The organism is Lysinibacillus sp. GbtcB16 (assembly GCF_019091145.1).
Classification (GTDB): Bacteria; Bacillota; Bacilli; order Bacillales_A; family Planococcaceae; genus Lysinibacillus; species Lysinibacillus fusiformis.
Genome location: NZ_JAGXJV010000003.1, coordinates 114,456 through 130,812, shown reverse-complemented (window position 1 = coordinate 130,812; position 16,357 = coordinate 114,456). Strand labels below are relative to the sequence as shown.

14 protein-coding genes are annotated in these 16,357 nt (G+C 39.1%); 3 read left to right on the top strand and 11 right to left on the bottom strand.

The genetic code is table 11. From position 1 onward, the window contains the following. Nucleotides 1-10: 10 nt before the first annotated feature. The gene (locus KVT27_RS15545) at nt 11-2,395 is read right to left on the bottom strand and encodes a 3-hydroxyacyl-CoA dehydrogenase/enoyl-CoA hydratase family protein (RefSeq protein WP_217581588.1); all 2,385 of its coding nucleotides are present in this window, start codon (nt 2,393-2,395) and stop codon (nt 11-13) included. 348 nt (nt 2,396-2,743) lie between these two features. Between KVT27_RS15545 and KVT27_RS15540 the strand changes: the two genes are divergently transcribed. Beyond that, on the top strand, nt 2,744-3,085 hold the full coding sequence (locus KVT27_RS15540; protein WP_386835390.1) for a thioredoxin family protein: 342 nt from the start codon (nt 2,744-2,746) through the stop codon (nt 3,083-3,085). Nucleotides 3,086-3,144: 59 nt separating this feature from the next. Further along, a complete protein-coding gene (locus tag KVT27_RS15535; protein WP_217581587.1) occupies nt 3,145-3,648 on the top strand; it encodes a C39 family peptidase in 504 nt (167 codons plus the stop codon). Between the two features lie 90 nt (nt 3,649-3,738). Here the strand turns inward: KVT27_RS15535 and KVT27_RS15530 are convergent, their stop codons facing one another. From KVT27_RS15530 to KVT27_RS15495, 8 genes are all read right to left on the bottom strand, one after another. After that, a complete protein-coding gene (locus KVT27_RS15530) occupies nt 3,739-4,626 on the bottom strand; it encodes a 5'-3' exonuclease (RefSeq protein ID WP_036145553.1) in 888 nt (295 codons plus the stop codon). 111 nt (nt 4,627-4,737) lie between these two features. Then, nucleotides 4,738-5,730: an agmatinase family protein gene (locus KVT27_RS15525; protein WP_217581586.1), complete on the bottom strand. Its 993-nt coding sequence runs from the start codon at nt 5,728-5,730 to the stop codon at nt 4,738-4,740. A gap of 224 nt (nt 5,731-5,954) precedes the next feature. Continuing rightward, complete coding sequence (locus KVT27_RS15520) at nt 5,955-6,947, bottom strand: polysaccharide deacetylase family protein (protein WP_217581585.1); 993 nt, start codon at nt 6,945-6,947, stop codon at nt 5,955-5,957. A 4-nt stretch (nt 6,948-6,951) separates the two neighbouring features. Then, the gene (locus KVT27_RS15515; RefSeq protein ID WP_241604830.1) at nt 6,952-7,698 is read right to left on the bottom strand and encodes a hypothetical protein; all 747 of its coding nucleotides are present in this window, start codon (nt 7,696-7,698) and stop codon (nt 6,952-6,954) included. Further along, nucleotides 7,679-9,352 (bottom strand): GNAT family N-acetyltransferase, encoded by a 1,674-nt coding sequence (locus KVT27_RS15510; RefSeq protein WP_217581584.1) that lies wholly within the window; start codon nt 9,350-9,352, stop codon nt 7,679-7,681. The genes KVT27_RS15515 and KVT27_RS15510 overlap by 20 nt, the downstream gene beginning before the upstream one ends. A gap of 1 nt (nt 9,353) precedes the next feature. Further along, nucleotides 9,354-10,484 (bottom strand): glycosyltransferase family 4 protein, encoded by a 1,131-nt coding sequence (locus KVT27_RS15505; RefSeq protein WP_217581583.1) that lies wholly within the window; start codon nt 10,482-10,484, stop codon nt 9,354-9,356. A 10-nt stretch (nt 10,485-10,494) separates the two neighbouring features. Continuing rightward, nucleotides 10,495-11,130, bottom strand: a complete 636-nt coding sequence (locus KVT27_RS15500; RefSeq protein ID WP_008179979.1) for a sugar transferase — start codon at nt 11,128-11,130, stop codon at nt 10,495-10,497. A 141-nt stretch (nt 11,131-11,271) separates the two neighbouring features. Further along, nucleotides 11,272-11,721, bottom strand: a complete 450-nt coding sequence (locus KVT27_RS15495; protein WP_217581582.1) for an SACOL1771 family peroxiredoxin — start codon at nt 11,719-11,721, stop codon at nt 11,272-11,274. Nucleotides 11,722-12,017: 296 nt separating this feature from the next. Here KVT27_RS15495 and KVT27_RS15490 point away from each other — a divergent pair, with 296 nt between their 5' ends. Then, a complete protein-coding gene (locus KVT27_RS15490) occupies nt 12,018-12,668 on the top strand; it encodes a hypothetical protein (protein WP_036145563.1) in 651 nt (216 codons plus the stop codon). Nucleotides 12,669-12,728: 60 nt separating this feature from the next. Here KVT27_RS15490 and KVT27_RS15485 read toward each other — a convergent pair whose 3' ends face one another. Both KVT27_RS15485 and KVT27_RS15480 read right to left on the bottom strand, forming a co-directional pair. Continuing rightward, the gene (locus KVT27_RS15485) at nt 12,729-14,342 is read right to left on the bottom strand and encodes a GNAT family N-acetyltransferase (protein WP_254636167.1); all 1,614 of its coding nucleotides are present in this window, start codon (nt 14,340-14,342) and stop codon (nt 12,729-12,731) included. A 142-nt stretch (nt 14,343-14,484) separates the two neighbouring features. Then, nucleotides 14,485-16,173 carry an FAD-dependent oxidoreductase gene (locus KVT27_RS15480; RefSeq protein WP_217581581.1) on the bottom strand — a complete coding sequence of 563 codons (1,689 nt, stop codon included), beginning with the start codon at nt 16,171-16,173 and terminating at the stop codon, nt 14,485-14,487. Nucleotides 16,174-16,357: the final 184 nt, after the last annotated feature.

Sequence of the window (16,357 nt, the reverse complement as noted above, 5' to 3'; positions counted from 1 at the left end):
ATTTCGTCCATTAGTTACGAAGTGGTTTCCCTTTTAGCAGCATATGTTGCATTCTTTGCTGTGAAAGTGGATCTGCAACAAGGCTAAGGAATGCCTCACGCTCTAAATTTAATAGATACTGTTCATCGACTAATGTGCCATATGGAACCTTACCACCTGCAATAACATATGCTAGCTTTTTAGCAATTTTCAAATCATGCTTACTGATAAAGCCTGACTCATACATACCTTGCGCACCAATGAGTAATGTACCGTAGCCTGATGCACCCACCACAGGAACTTTTGTTGGCACAGGTGGTTGATAGCCTGCTTCGTAAAGCGCTATAGCTGCTTGCTTCGCATCATATAATTGATGATCTTGATTAACTGAAATCCCATCTGCGAAGTTTAAGAAGTTATTTTCACGTGCTTCCTCACCAGATGTTGAAACCTTCGCCATCGCAACTGTTTCAAATACTTTATTTGCAATATGTTGATAGTCTATCTCAACACCATTTGGTAGACCCTTTAGGAATTTTTGATAAAGCGCTTTATTACCTCCGCCGCCCGGAATCAACCCAACGCCTACTTCCACTAAGCCCATATATGTTTCCATCGTTGCCTGGATATGTGCAGCAGGTAAGCAAACCTCTGCGCCGCCACCTAATGTCATCGCAAACGGTGCCGCTACAACTGGCTTCCGTGAATATTTAATTTTTTGCATCGCATCTTGGAATGCCTTAATGACAAAATCTAGTTCAAAGATATTATCATCCTGTGCTTCTACTAAAATCATTCCTAGATTTGCTCCAACACAGAAGTTTTTCCCCTGGTTTCCAATAACTAAGCCCTTATAATTAGCTTCTACCTCGTCGATTGCAAAATTTATCATTTGAATAATATCTAAACCAATAGCATTCGACTGCGAATGAAATTCTAATAATGCAACTCCATCACCCAAGTCTATTAAACTAGCACCTGTATTAGATTTAATTACACCATGTTTTTTCTTATAGCGTTTTAAATCAATTTCCTTTTCATTAACGGGCACTTTGACATACTCCGAACCATTATAGTATGCCAAGTCACCATCTATATCTGAATAGAAAGTTTCAAATCCATTTACTAACATCTCTTTTACAAAGGCAGGTACTTCTCGACCTTCTGCCTCCATTTTTGCTACAGCTTCTTTCACGCCAATAGCATCCCAAATTTCAAATGGTCCTTGTTGCCAGCCGAAGCCCCATTTCATCGCATTATCAATAGCAACAATATCATCTGCAATTTCACCGTATAGCTGAGCAGAATAAATTAATGTAGGAGCAAATATTCCCCATAATAATTCACCCGTACGATCTTTTGCATATGTTAAAGCCTTCACTTTATTAGCCAATCCACGAGTTTGTTTCGCCATTTCAATGGAAGGTGTCTTTAATTTTTTCGCTGGACTATAGGCCAAAGTCGTTGGGTCAATTTCATGAATCTCTTTTCCTTGCTTTATGAAGAAGCCTTGGCCTGATTTGGCACCGAGCCAACCGTTCGTGACCATTTTTTGCAAAAATTCTGGGACAGCAAATACCTGTTGTTCCTCATCTGTTGTTTGATCGTAGACATTTTTAGCTACATGAATAAATGTATCTAATCCAACAACATCGAGCGTACGGAACGTTGCCGATTTAGGACGGCCAATAAGCGGACCTGTCACGGAATCTACTTCCCCAACTGAGTAACCACCTTTTAGCATTTCCTGTAACGTGATGAGTAACCCATAAGTGCCGATGCGGTTAGCAATAAAGTTAGGTGTATCCTTTGCAAGCACAACGCCCTTACCAAGCACATCTTCACCAAATGTTTTCATGAAGCTTACTACTTCAGGTGCAGTTGTATCAGCTGGAATCACCTCTAATAGTTTTAAATAGCGAGGCGGATTGAAAAAGTGTGTGCCAAGAAAATGCTTTTTAAAATCATCTGAACGCCCTTCTGCCATTGCATTAATACTAATGCCAGAGGTGTTTGAGCTAATAATTGTTCCAGGTGTACGAACAGCATCGATTTTTTCATACAGACTTTGTTTTATAGGTAAGTTTTCTACAACAACTTCAATAATCCAATCTACATCTTTTAGTTTCCCTAAATCATCTTCAAAATTGCCGACCGTTAGTAGTGATAAATTTTTCTTAGAAGTAAGTGGTGCTGGCTTTTGCTTTAATAACTTTTGCAAAGCTCCGTTTACAAGACGATTTCTTACAGCTGGGTGCTCTAAGGAAAGACCTTTTGCCTCTTCCTCCTGCGTTAGTTCCTTCGGTGCAATATCTAATAGTAATGTTGGTATACCGATATTAGCTAAATGCGCTGCAATTCCAGAGCCCATCACCCCAGAACCTAGAACAGCAGCTTTTTTAATGTTATAAGTCACAAGCAATTCCCCCTTATTCTTCCATTGAATGAATAGCCATTCATTTTTTAGTCAAAAAAATATCAAGTGTACCTTAGTGGATTTTTGTCCCTCTGCTGAATGAATATTTACTAAATTCAATAAGCACAACTAAGGTTTATCTCCATTTCAAAACATTGCTAATGAATGAAGATAAAACTACTTTTCTGTTTTTAGTGTAGATTATTTTGTCTAATTTAGCAATCTTTTTTCAAGAATTATTTTTGCAATATACATCTTTTTTTGTCGTTTACGAGCTAAATGAAGACAATAAGTAGCGATGACTATAGCCAAACAGAAAACTTTCAGGATACGCGAAAAATGTGTAGAATGGTAAGCAAGGAGAGTGAATACTTAATGAAAACAATTACTACTGCAGAACAATTTAATGAATTAATCAATGGCAACCAAAAAGTACTAGTGAAATTTTACGCTGGCTGGTGCCCAGATTGTACACGTATGAACATGTTCATCGATCCAATCATTGAAGAGTATAACCAATTTGATTGGTATGAGCTAAACCGCGACGAGCTTCCAGAAATTGCAGACAAATATGATGTAATGGGCATCCCAAGTTTATTAATTTTCCAAAACGGTGAAAAGCTTGCTCACTTACACAGTGCCAATGCAAAAACACCTCAACAGGTAACTGAATTTTTATCTGCTCAATAATAATAATGAGAGCTGCATTTCTTCATGAAATGCAGCTCTTTTTGAAAGGAGATACCATTATGCGCCAACAATTGGGGCTACTCGGAAAATCACAATATGATGCTTCGATTGCAGCTAACTATCGTAATTCTGCTTGTGGCCCTACTACAATACACGTTATGTTAAATTATTTGAATGGATCTGCTCCTTCGATTAATGAGCTTTATAAACAGCTTGGTAGTACCAAAATTGGTTTGTTCAAATGGCGTTTGATTCGCAATTTACGCCGATTATATCCATCATGGGATGTTCGTACTTGTTCATTAAAAGAAGCTTTACAGGAAATTGATGCAGGGCGTCCTGTTGCTATGCGCTTTGATCGTTATTTTAGTTTTCGTTGGCGAGATCAAACCTCTACTTTCGCCTATCATTGGGTACCGCTAATTGGCTATGACATTAGAGATGATCAGCTATGGTTAATTTTTAATGATAACGGTACAGCTAATCGTGATAGCATCATTCGTCAGGCACTCTATCAACACAACGAAAAAGTATTGTCCTTTGTAAAAGTGGCCCCTCGCTAGAGCAAATATCGAATCGCCTACTATTTGCTCTCTATTCTTCTCCTTACAATAAAAAAAGCAGAGCATATGACTATACTCTGCGATGATTGATTAAATAAGTGAATACAAAGAACGGGCATGCTTGGCAATAAGCGTGTAGCCACTCTCTTCGATCTCTTTAAATATGTGCGGCTCATAGTTTGGTAATATGAGGCTTGAAAGGTCTGCTTCAATTGGCACATCGGTTTGAATCGTTGCGAGCTCATGCGATAATTTCAGCATATCTATATTGTCTTGGATTTTAGTTCGTTGACCTGGCTTTAATTCACCTAGCGACGCTAGTACACTATCAATCGAGCCATATGTTTGAATTAATGTGAGTGCTTGCTTAGGACCAATACCTTTAACGCCTGGATAACCATCACTTGTATCTCCCATAAAAGCCTTTACTTGTGCAAACTGCGCGGGCTCAATACTATACTCATCTTTAAAACGTCCATGTGTATAAATATCATATTCTGTGTAGCCCTTTTTCATAAAAGCAATCTCTGTAGAGGGTCTCAAAAGTTGAAGTAAATCTTTATCTCCACTAATTACAGTAATTTCAGCCTCGTCCTGCCATTTGGTAATCATAGAGCCAATTAAATCATCAGCCTCCATGCCCTTCACACCAAAATTCTGCCAGCCCATTTGTAGGGATAAACTTTTTGCCATATCAAATTGAGGCAACATTTCCTCCGGTGGCGCTGGGCGATTTGCTTTATAGCCATCAAATAAATCATTGCGGAATGTATGCGCCCCCATATCCCAGCAAACTGCCATATGTGTTGGCTTCATTAAAGATTGCGCAGTTAGTACATGTCGTACAAAGCCTTGTGCTCCATTCGTTGGTGTCCCATCCGCCAAGCGAATAAAGTGACCCATGGCAGCCGAAGCGAAAAATGAACGGAATAACAATGCCATACCGTCAACAATCAGTAGTTTTGGTTTTGTTGTCATTATAAATTTCCTCTCTATAACCGTACAAGTTTGTATAAATTTTTGATACCTATTGAATAGTATAGCAAACTTTTAACAATGAGCATTGTCAATACACGGCAATATGCTTACTTACAACGTCACTTTTCCTTTTTTTGTGATGCGATTGCGATGATCCAGCTGAATACCTGTTAGCCATTGTAAAAATGCCGTTACACCAATTTTAACGGTTTCTGGACGCAGCGTTCCTTCCTTAGGATCTGCATAGACAAAATCAATATGGCGAACCCCTTCATTTTCACCTATAAGTTTGAGGATATCAAATAATTCATAGGCTGTTAGACCACCTGGTGTGGCAGCGGGGACATCTCGTGCAAACATAATATCAAGTGCATCTAAATCCACTGAAACATAAATTCGATCAACCTCATACATAAGCTGACGTAACATTTCACGTATTGTGAGCTGAATACCATCACGTCGCATTTGCTTTAATGTAATCATATGAATGCCCTGTTCTCTTGCATAATGAATCATTTCCGGGGAATTGAAAAAACCATGCAATCCGACATTATAAATATGTCTCCCTTCCACAATCCCTGAGGCAATCAATTGATGGATTGGAGAATCTTGAGCCAGCCCAATTTCCTCTTGGTTTCTTGCATCTAAGTGTGTGTCAATTTGAATGATGCCAATACGGTCCTGCGGAAAGGCATTTTTTATTCCTTTTAATGAACATGCGGTAATGGCATGGTCTCCTCCAATCAAGCAAGTAAAGCTTTTTTGAAAAGCTATACTTAAATTTTCTGCTGCCGCCTCGATGGCAGATTCAGAAAGCATTCTATCTTGTTCTTTAATCGCCACATCGCCAATATCAACAACTGATAGTGCACGTAAATTTATTTGCTCATCTAAATTATATGATTGGAAGCTAGGCCATACTTTACGAAACGCAGTTGGATATTGCGCTTTTGCAGATGCTTCTCCTGCATACGATAGCAGAGCTCCATATACAACTATATCCACATCATTTGGGTTTGGGTTTGTTTGCTGCTTAATCCATTGATGCATGGCCGATCCATTCTCTTGCTTCCATTGGCATTCCGGTTCTATAAACATATACATCTACCACCTTTATATCTTTTCTATTGAAGTTAAATTAACCTATATTTTTTCACATGTCCCTCAAATGTCCTACCTAATCTTCTCTCTATCTAATAGTACCATTCGTACATTCATCTTCGTCATTGTTTTTCACTTTTCCTCTTTTCTTTTAACTTTTCTATGGGAAACACAAAAAAGCAAACTAGAAATCAGTTTGCTTCAAATTTCACTATGAGTTGGCGATGCTACTTTTGTTGTTTGAAGTGATTTTCACAAAGTTCGGCTACCTCATACATGGAATAGCTTTGAAAATTGTATTGACTACGTAATTCTTGAAAATAAAGTAATAGCTCCTCTAGCATGGCTAAATTTTTAGCTGTATTCTTCCCAAAATTATGAGGATGCCACCATAAATGATAAAAAGCTTGGGCCTTTGCAGCCTCGAGCATACTTTCCTTTATGCGTTTTACCTTTGAGCCCTCGAATACGTGAAATGGACGAAAATAGGGTCTTAAAAAGGCACTTGAACGAATATTAATCAGTTGCTCGCCCCGCATTTCCTCCAAGGTTGCCATATGATGGCCAGTAAGATTGATATAGCTATCAAGCCATTTTTTAGCTCCCAAAAGTCTACCTTTTTTCGTAAACTTTTGAGCATCATACAATGGATGATTTTCAGTTCCTCTGTAACAAACATAGCCCGCTTCTACACATGCTTTAAAATAGTCCTTATTCACTTGATTTCTTGGAAAAACCATGGACTTCATTGGCGAAATATACCCCTCGCTTATGGTCTTTGTCGCGTCTAAATCTGCATAAAAGGCAGTTTCTGTTTGACCTTTTTCCAAGCAATAATAATGAGAAAAGGTATGGCTACCTATTTCCTGATGTGGTGTACGTTTAATCTCCTCTATTAAAGATTTACCAAAATGTAAGAGGTCCTCTTGTTCGTTTTCGCCTACTTTAGCTAGCTGGCTATGTGCTGCATAGCGCATATTGTCATACTTAACAGGGATACCTCGTAAATAATGAGCCATTTCAGCCTTTGATTCTGCAAACAGGAGTCCAACTGTCGCCCATGTTGCATGAATGTCATATTGCTCAAATAACGCAAGTATGCTTGGCAAGGCTTTCCGTACACCATATAGGTTTTTATTGTATTGTCCATATCGAAATACATCATGGACGCCCCACTTCAGCTCAAAATCTAATGAAATAACGAGACCCCCACCATTCATGTTGCTACTTCCTCCATTTTTGCACGCCTAGTAGCAGTGCGCGTATTTTTGATTGGGTAATATAGCCTGAGTAAACATTGACAACCTGTCCACCAAAGCTTAGTTTGAATGCACGTACATTCCGACTATCGGTTAATTCACCCATATCATATAAAACAAAACCTTGCTCCTTAAAATGAAGAAGATTATGCCAGATTAAAAAACGATTGGCATAGCGGTGTGGTCTCTTTAAATGTGGAGATATAGCTGATGCCGCACAAGTTGCTTCATAATAAGACATTGCTTTATTCTCATGTACAATATCCAGTCGATAGCATAATGTTTGTCCACAAATACTTTGAATTTCAGATAATAATAATGCTCCCTGTTTGTTGAGAAGCATGATCGTATCCATTTGAGTTTTACCAATACCCTCAAGCTTTTTTCTTTTAGCAAGATGATTATAAAATTGCTGAAAAGCTCGTAAGTTTTCGACGGACGGCTCTTTATATAAAATAACTTGATAATATTCTTTATGTGCGCGTCGTAATATTTTACGGTTTCCTTCAGAAAGTGCTAAGTACAAAGACAGCTCATGCCCTTGAAGATCGATATGAATCGTTTCACTTTTAACAAGCTTTCGACTTGGGACAAGAGAATTTGTATAGCCTATTACTTTCATGGATTTTCGAACATTGGCTGGCTTTTCTAGAAAATAAAAATGCTGCATCGCAATATTCCACCGCTTACTTTTAATGGACAGAATGAACATCGCCCCCACTCTCCGTATTTTTTTGTACATGTTGTCGCTCAAAACGAGCTACTTTATAATGTTTCATTCGAATAATAGGTTTATAGCCTAGCTGTGCTAAGCGCTTCCGTTTTCGCCATTGCCAAAAGCTTGCCGTTACCCACAGTGTTTGTCCAGGTTTGATTTTTCTGAAATAGGCCGTGATAATATCGATTTGCTTGAACATAACATAGTCTAAAAAATAAGTTTGCTTCGGTAATGCTTCAACTATTTGCAATGAATCGACACGCCAATTCGTAGCGTGTAACGCGAATGCTGGTTTATTTGTTTCCGCAAAGGAATCCTTATAAACGGTGTATCCTTTATAATAGAGAGCAATGACTTCTTCCTGATCAAGCTGCATCGCTTCCTGAATAGTCATTTCCTCAAATAAGTTGCCCACAGGTTGCTGTGGTGACACATCCTCTGCTGGAGATAATTCATAGAGCTCCACTTGCTTCAAACGAATAAACCTATCTACGAATTGTTGTCCATATTCTAGCCAATCTTTAAGCTTTCCATACTTTACTAAATAGCGGAATCGTCCAAGTTTGTTTCGCTTCCAATCTACAAATCGCTGATTACTTTTTACATATTCCTTAAGCCGCTCCTTTAGTAGCAATGAACCTGTCACTAGCCTCGCACGTCTCGTACCGCTACTGGCAAGCATACGTCTAGTAAAATCGATATTCGTACGCCAATCAAATTTATAAGGCTCATAGCCAATACTCATATCAAATAGGCGATAATTAGCAGCGAAAGTTCGCTGAATAGATTCCTGATTGACGATACGTCCCGGACCAAATACATTAAATGTCGGTTCGTGAGCAAGCGCATAGGTTACATAGCGTCCACGACAATAAAGTCCATATGTGAAAGCAATCCACTGATTTTCAAAGACAAGTGCATCGACCTCTACTTGTAGCGCCTCCCCATGAAGCATTGTTAAGCGCTCAAAAAAGTCTCTTTTCTTCCCTTTTGTAAAGTCACTCGTATCCAGTTTTTTTGCCCATCGTCGATCAAATAATCGAAACATTTGCCATAGCTCGTCCTGTGTAGGGACTCTCCTTGTTAAAGTGCCTAGCTTCCGGAGCTTTCTTTCCCGCCGATCAACACCATGCATTTTTCGGCGTTGCTGGAAATGTTGAGGAAAGTCTACCTCGGAAAAAGCGAGATATGGAGTGACCACACGGAACATACTTATTCGTAACTGTCTTTCCACGAAATATTGTTCGATGACTTTAGTAGACTCTTTACTTTCCAATAAGCCATGCAGTGAAAAAATGACGTGCCGATGTTTTTTAAGAAGCTCATCGAACACAAAGGTCGTTGTGTCCATTAACCATTCTTTTTTGGCAACAACGCCTGTATAATTGGCAATACTTTCACCTGCGAAGGTATACACCCTAATCCCCCATCGACTAGTCACCGTAAAGGGGAAAAAGGCCAAAATGATTCCTTCATGTTCCACAGCGAAGAGCTCTACTCGGTCTTTACGCCCTACTATTTGCCACCAATTATAAAACCAAGCAAATTCAATAAACGGATTATCATTGTCCTCTTCCTCTAAAATGCCATCCCAAATTTCCTTGTACCACATGAGCTCATCATCTGTTCTAATACGTATTAATTGCAATTCAATCCCCTTTCTTTACGAGTTCTGAAACAGCTTGCTGATAGACCATTAATGTTTTTTGATACATTGGAGTAAACGTAAAATGCTGTAAGTAACGTCGTTCGCTCGCATTACCCATTTTTTTACTTAAGGCAGCATCCATTAATAAATGGTGGAGCCTCAGCTTCAATAATTCTTTATCCTCACGCTCCACTAAAAAACCATTGTCATGATCCACCACTAACTCTTTAACACCACCCACATTTGTAGCAACTATAGGGAGACCTATACGCATCGCTTCAATAATAGAGATGGGCAAACCCTCCCAATCTGACAACAAAACAAACACATCACTTTTCTCCAAATAGCTGTGTACGTCTAATTGATCACCCAAAAATGTTATGCGATCTGTTAAATTATGCTGTGCAACAAATTCTTCTAAAGCTGGTCGTAGAGAACCATCTCCAATCAATTGAAGCTGCCATGGAACATCTGTCAGTTCTGTTAATACCTCCAGCAATAGATCCTGTCTTTTTGGCACTTCAAAACGAGCAACCATCACTATGACTGGCTGCTCCGTAAAGGTCTTTTCTGTTGATGAATGACTGTCTATTGGGGCAATACCATTATGAATAGTTAGCAGTTTATGAGCTGGAGCAACCTTTTTCATGAGGGCTAGCTCCCGATCATAATCAGATACCGTTATAATTTTTGTGGTGAATCGTTGAACTGATTTTTCCATTCGATAATAAAGCACCTGTTTCTTTTGAGGAACACCTTCTGTAAAGCTCCAACTATGTGCGGTAAAAACAGTTGGGATACGCAGTAAACTTCCCACTATACGACCTATCACACCTGCCTTGGAGGAATGTGTGGCAACCACATCAGGTTGTATGCTTTTGAAGACGGCTCTTAATTGTAAAAATGCTTGGAAATCCATTGTTAGATGAATAGCACGTTGCATAGCTGGAATAGGAATAACTGTAATTTTTTCCTCTTGTAAGCGCCAAAGGGATGGCTGATAGGAGCCTGTCACGACAGTCACTTCATGACCATCTTGCTTGAGCTGGATCGCTAAAGCCTCCACATGCTTTTGTGCTCCACCGATTTTATCCATTCGTGTAATGAGCTGAACAATTTTCAGTACGGCCACTCCCCATCATTTAATAGGCACCCGTTCTTGCTACTACTACATAAAGAGTTTTCAAAACAATTTGGACATCCATCCAAAAGGAGTAATGATCCACATATTCAATGTCATATGAAATTTTTTGTCCATGGGAAATATTAGAACGGCCGTTAATCTGGGCAAGACCTGTTAAACCTGGTTTTACCTCTAGTCTCCTGGCCTGTAAATTGTTATAGGCATTTGTTATGGTTGGAACCTCCGGACGAGGCCCCACAATGCTCATTTCTCCTTTTAATACATTTAACAACTGAGGAATTTCATCAATACTTAGCTTTCGAAGGACAGCACCTACTTTGGTAATCCGTGTATCCTGTTCTACTTTAAAAAAATAGTCGTCTGGAATACCATTGGTACATATAGCTGGCATATTGACTGGAACTGCCTGTATACACATTGTGCGTAGCTTCCAAATAACAAAGCGGTGATGATCGAGGCCAGTTCGTATTTGTTTAAAAAAAATGGGGCGACCCGTTGAGATGAGTAAAATGAGGAATACAGCTAGCATTAGAGGAATTGTCATAAAAAGTAATAATAATGCCCCGATAATATCAAATATTCTTTTGCCATACTGACCATAGAATGTGAGATTCTTAGTTGTCGGAACGTGCACTTCACCATCCTTTGCATTTTTTTACTACTTAACACTATATATTCATTTTGAACATTTCTAGAACTATTTTAAGAAAAGTGCTTCTAGATGAAAAAAAGGAGTTATAACAGCGGCACTTGCTGAATAACTCCTTTTTTCTTATTATATGCAAACTCCTAAAATTTGGGCATCACATTCGATTACTACATTGCCTTTTAATGCCTTGCTAATCATACAAGTTTGTTCCGCTTTTTGTGCGAAGCGAGTAATTTTTGTTTCAAGTTGTTCTGTTAAATTGGCCGCTACTATTGTAGGCTTATGAACAATTTTTTCATACGTAAACACACCATTTACTACACTGACATACCCTTCAGACTGCAGGGATAAATCGTGAACAGCCACTTCTGATCTTTCGAGAAGAGCAGCTAATGTAATTAAATAACAAGTCGCTGAAGCCCCTAATAACATTTCATCCGGATTAGTACCAATGCCTGGACCATCCATCTCCTGAGGAATAGAAATTTGCGTTTTCAGATTGCTAGCATTGATTGTTCCCGTACCATTTCTTCCATCCGACCAAGTTAAGTCCATTGTAAATTTATGCTGAACCATTTTATATCCTCCTTTACGTACATATGACCATGAAGAAAAATGCCCATTCTTCAAAGAAGACGAGCAGTTATCCATCAATAAAGATAAGCAAGACGCTTGAACGTTAATAGCGCATCCACTTTCGATATGACTGTCTCTAACTCTACCACATTCTAAAGAGTATGCTCGAATATGCGTGCCATTTTAAAATAGGAATATTTTACTTTACCAAACAAAAACTAACTATTATTTTACAAAAAACAATGTGACAAATTTTATGGTAGAATAGAATAAATAATTCTTTAGGAGATTTTAAAATGATTTTAACAAAGCAAGAAGCAATACAGGCACTTAAAAAGAACAAGTTTATCGGTTTTACTATTACAACAGGTAATATTATTATGAAAAAGATGAATAAAACCGATTATAATATTTTTGTTTTTGAAGAAGGAAAAGAGAAGCCATTACGTTATGTTGGTTCTATTATGAACGTTATGGCAACTATGAGTGATAAGGCATCGAATAAGGATTTTGTCATTGTAGAACAGCTTCCAACTCAAAATAACGTTGCCGAAACGCAAGCATCTGAAAACGAAGTGTCAGTAGAAGAGAAAGCTGTAGCATCAGAGGTAAAAGAAGGAGTCGTTGACGACACAGAAAAAATAGCAGTAGTCGTTGATGAAACAGAAGAGAGCCGTGCGATTGCAGGCTATGAAGATCTATATAAAATGACAGTAAGTGGTCGCATTATTACGGTACGTGAAAATCGTCCTTTAGCTCGTTGTAATGATGAATACGGCTTCCATATTGCACGACTTACAAAGGATGGGAAAGCTTCCAGTCATAATGTCTTTGAGCTGTGGAAACAAACATTCCCTGAGTTAGAGCAAACTCAATTCAAAGGTGCTTTAAAAGCAAAATACGGGACAGGTTGTAAGCTAATCGATAAACCTGGTATCCATTTTTAATCTCATTCACTAAAATGTCTAAACAACAACCCTCAGTTGAAAACACTGAGGGTTTACTGTTTATAAATGAAATTCTTTTCGCCAATTGAACAACTTCACGATGTTAATTTGAGCCACTTTATGAAATCCTACATGCTTTAACTTTCGTCGTCTACGCCGCTCATACCATGGAACTAACGTACAGACGGATCGCCCTTCACGCTGCACTTCCACAACTATTGCCTCTAATAGCTGAGTGTCATATTCTCGAATGAAAGACATATTGGCAGATAGCTCGTACGTATAGCCACTCTCTTCTTCGCGTGCTATTTGATCGTGCCTTCTATAGACGATTTGATCTCCATCACCAAAAAATTGATTTCCCCTATAAAAATGAGCTATATAAGCAGGCCGCTCATTCATCGTCATAATATCCTTCATTTGTAGCTCTTGAAAGGGCCTATATCCTTGATCGTGTATTTGCTCCGCGATATAGATGTCTACTAGATGAATAGCTATGAATCGCTGAAGGGCTCCTTTTATTACTCGGAACCATTGTCTTATTCGAGCATGCTTTAGAAAATACAATAATTCCCCTAACCTGTCTCTCTTCCATTTCACAAGCTGGTGATTGCCTGTTAATTTCCCTTTTACCCGATCTCGTAATACCATCGATGACCGAATAAAGCGCTCCATTTTGCCTTTCGTACTCATAATAAATTTTCGTGTAAAATCAATATCGGTATACCATTGAAACTTATAGGGCTCATAGCCACTACCAAAATCATAGTAACGGAAGCCTAAATCTCGTGCCTTAAGCATATTTTCCTTTTCTATTAAACTGCCGGGGCCAAACCTATTGAAATCTGGCTCATGGCCCATCGCCTGACAAAAATTACGATCTCTACAGCATAAATCAATTGTAAAGCCAATCCAATGCCCTTCAAATTGCAAGCTATCAACCTCGACTCTAAATGCTTCATTAGAGACATCGGCCAAACGTTCATAAAACAATCGAGTCAGTGCTTCGGTAAATCTGCTTTTGTCCAATTTCTTACGCCATCTTCGTGTAAATAGCGTAAACATTTCATGAAAATGACTGACACCAACATCCTGAAAGTCGACGTGCCCAAGTAGTTTTAATTTCTTTTCATAACGCTTAATACTTTTAAACGTCTTTCGATGCTTTTTCAAAAAATCATCCAGTGTCATCGATTGAAAATCTATAAATGACGTGACGGTTCGAAATATAGAATAAGGCATCTGGTATTCTATCGCATATTTCTCAAGCTCTTGGGAAGTATCTTTACTTTCAATTAGACCATGCAACACGAGCAAATAACGCTTATATTTTTGCGTGAACACCTTAAATATATAATGAATAGCCCGCTCCAGCCATTGCTTCTCTGCTATCACTTCCATATAAGTCGCATACCCTTGTCCTAAAAAACCAAAGTGATGAATTTTACCAAACCCCACAGAATGAACTAACGGAAAAAATGCCACTGCTTTACCTTGATGTTCGACTATAACTATTTCTACGTTGTCGTGTATACCAAGCGTTGCCCACCATGTTGTCACCCATTCGTATTCAATAAAAGGATTATTATTTTTTTCTCGTTCGAGTATACCTGACCAAGTCCTTCGATAGGGCTCTAACGTTTCCATTGAAGTGATTATTTTATAATCTAGCAACGCACTGAATCGCTCCCTTTTCCGTTATCATCATCCCTTATTTAGTAGCCACTATATTCCTAGCGAGAAAGTATTAGAACAGTCCATCAACATGAAACCCTCCCCATTCAATTGAATAGGAAGGGTTTTGGCTTCGTCCACACTATACCTTTAAAAGTGGTTCCTCTATTTTGTTGACGGCATGGGCCATATGAGTTGTCGCTACATAGCTAAGTGTCATGCCAGGTCCAATCGTTGCGCCTGGTCCGGGATAGGTTTCTCCCATAATAGACGCCGAGCAATTACCTGATGCATACAAACCTTCTATTGGTTGGCCATCCTTTTTCACAACACGAGCAAATTCATCCACTACCAATCCACCCTTTGTACCAATATCTCCCGGATACAGACGCAAGGCATAAAATGGAGCTTTCTTGAACTCTGCTAAATTAGGGTTCGGTAATGTCGGGTCTCCGTAGTAATTATCGTAAGCACTATCGCCCCGATAAAAGTCATCATCATGACCATTCTGTGCAAAGGTGTTAAAACGATCTACCGTTTCTACTAAGCTTTCTACTGGCACATCCATTTGCCTCGCAAGATCGTCAATCGTTTCGGCACTTTTCACGATCCCATGGTCATACCAGCTTTTTGGGAATGCTTGTCCTGGAAACAGTCCTGTAAAAATATAACGACTTTTAGCAGCAGCATCAATAAGAATCCAGGAAGGTACAGCCTGTTTCGTCTCCTCCTGATGCTTGTACATTGTATCTACAAACTCATGATAGGGTGCTGCTTCATTGACAAAACGTTGCCCTGCACTATCTACAACCATCATATTTGGAACGCCCCGATCAGCCACAAGGAAGAATGGTTGTCCTTGTGGCTCAATAACAGAAGGTGCTCCCCATACCTTATCCATTAAATCGAGAGTAGCTCCAATTTTCACACTAGGCTCAATGATATCCCCTGTTTGCCCCATAGGCGAAGAAGTCCACGCAGCATTAGTAGGAGCAGGCAAATATTTTTCACGCAGTGCCTGATTATGTGAAAAGCCACCTGATGACAAGACAACGCCTCGCTTTGCCTCTATCCGCTGCTCTTGTCCATTACGTTCAACTATCACCCCAACAACTCTTCCATTATTCGTGATGAAATCTTTAAAGGCCGTTGATAACCAAAGCTCTCCATTTGCTTCAGCAAGTGATAATCGAAGACGTGCTACTAATGCTTCACCTAGAGCTACAGGCTCGCTCTTTGTCACCTTGGCTTTCACTAAACGCACTCCTAATTTCAACGCAGTCGTTTTCCCTTTGAATGTTCGCGTCATCATATTGACCTTATGAAACTCGTAACTATTCATCGTAAAGCCTTTGGTGGATAAAGTTGCTCGACGCATTTGATCGGCCAGTGAGCCCATTTTTGTTAAATCGAAAATAAGAGGTTCAATGGAGCGTCCCTGCGACAAACCGCCCAATTTTTCAGGATAATAATCGGAATAGCCTTTGGCATATCGAAAGCGCATATGATTCGTTTTATTGTATAAAAATCGCAGCATTTCTGGCCCTCTTGTAATATAAGCTTCCTTTAATGCTTCAGGCACACGATCACCTATTGTGGAATCTAAATATTGGCGTGCAAGTTCATGTGAATCTGGGACACCTTCACCTTTAATAACATGATTATTGGGAATCCATAAGGCGCCACCAGAAATTGCAGAAGCACCACCGTAACGATCTGTTTTTTCAATCACTACTGATTTCATTCCTTGTAATTTTGCTGTTAAACCTGCTGTCAATCCCGCTGCTCCAGAGCCTACTACAACTACATCAAAACTTGCATCCCACTTCATTCAACCATTCCTCCCCTATGAGCTAAATCGATGAATATAATCTTCCTATTAAAAAGTATAGAATTAAACTAATTTTCAGTCAATTTAATATGTTCGCCATTTTCCTACATAAAGCTGGCATTCCATGTCAAGAAAGTTTGCTACAAGCATATTCAACTTTACATAGCATATATTTGGAAAAACG

What these genes read in the sequence shown, in the direction of transcription:
- KVT27_RS15515 (WP_241604830.1), bottom strand. Translation starts at nt 7,698, where the DNA reads ATGTTCATTCTGTCCATTAAAAGTAAGCGGTGGAATATTGCGATGCAG.
- KVT27_RS15535 (WP_217581587.1), top strand. Translation starts at nt 3,145, where the DNA reads ATGCGCCAACAATTGGGGCTACTCGGAAAATCACAATATGATGCTTCG.
- KVT27_RS15530 (WP_036145553.1), bottom strand. Translation starts at nt 4,626, where the DNA reads ATGACAACAAAACCAAAACTACTGATTGTTGACGGTATGGCATTGTTA.
- KVT27_RS15495 (WP_217581582.1), bottom strand. Translation starts at nt 11,721, where the DNA reads ATGGTTCAGCATAAATTTACAATGGACTTAACTTGGTCGGATGGAAGA.
- KVT27_RS15540 (WP_386835390.1), top strand. Translation starts at nt 2,744, where the DNA reads ATGGTAAGCAAGGAGAGTGAATACTTAATGAAAACAATTACTACTGCA.
- KVT27_RS15520 (WP_217581585.1), bottom strand. Translation starts at nt 6,947, where the DNA reads ATGAATGGTGGGGGTCTCGTTATTTCATTAGATTTTGAGCTGAAGTGG.
- KVT27_RS15525 (WP_217581586.1), bottom strand. Translation starts at nt 5,730, where the DNA reads ATGTATATGTTTATAGAACCGGAATGCCAATGGAAGCAAGAGAATGGA.
- KVT27_RS15480 (WP_217581581.1), bottom strand. Translation starts at nt 16,173, where the DNA reads ATGAAGTGGGATGCAAGTTTTGATGTAGTTGTAGTAGGCTCTGGAGCA.
- KVT27_RS15490 (WP_036145563.1), top strand. Translation starts at nt 12,018, where the DNA reads ATGATTTTAACAAAGCAAGAAGCAATACAGGCACTTAAAAAGAACAAG.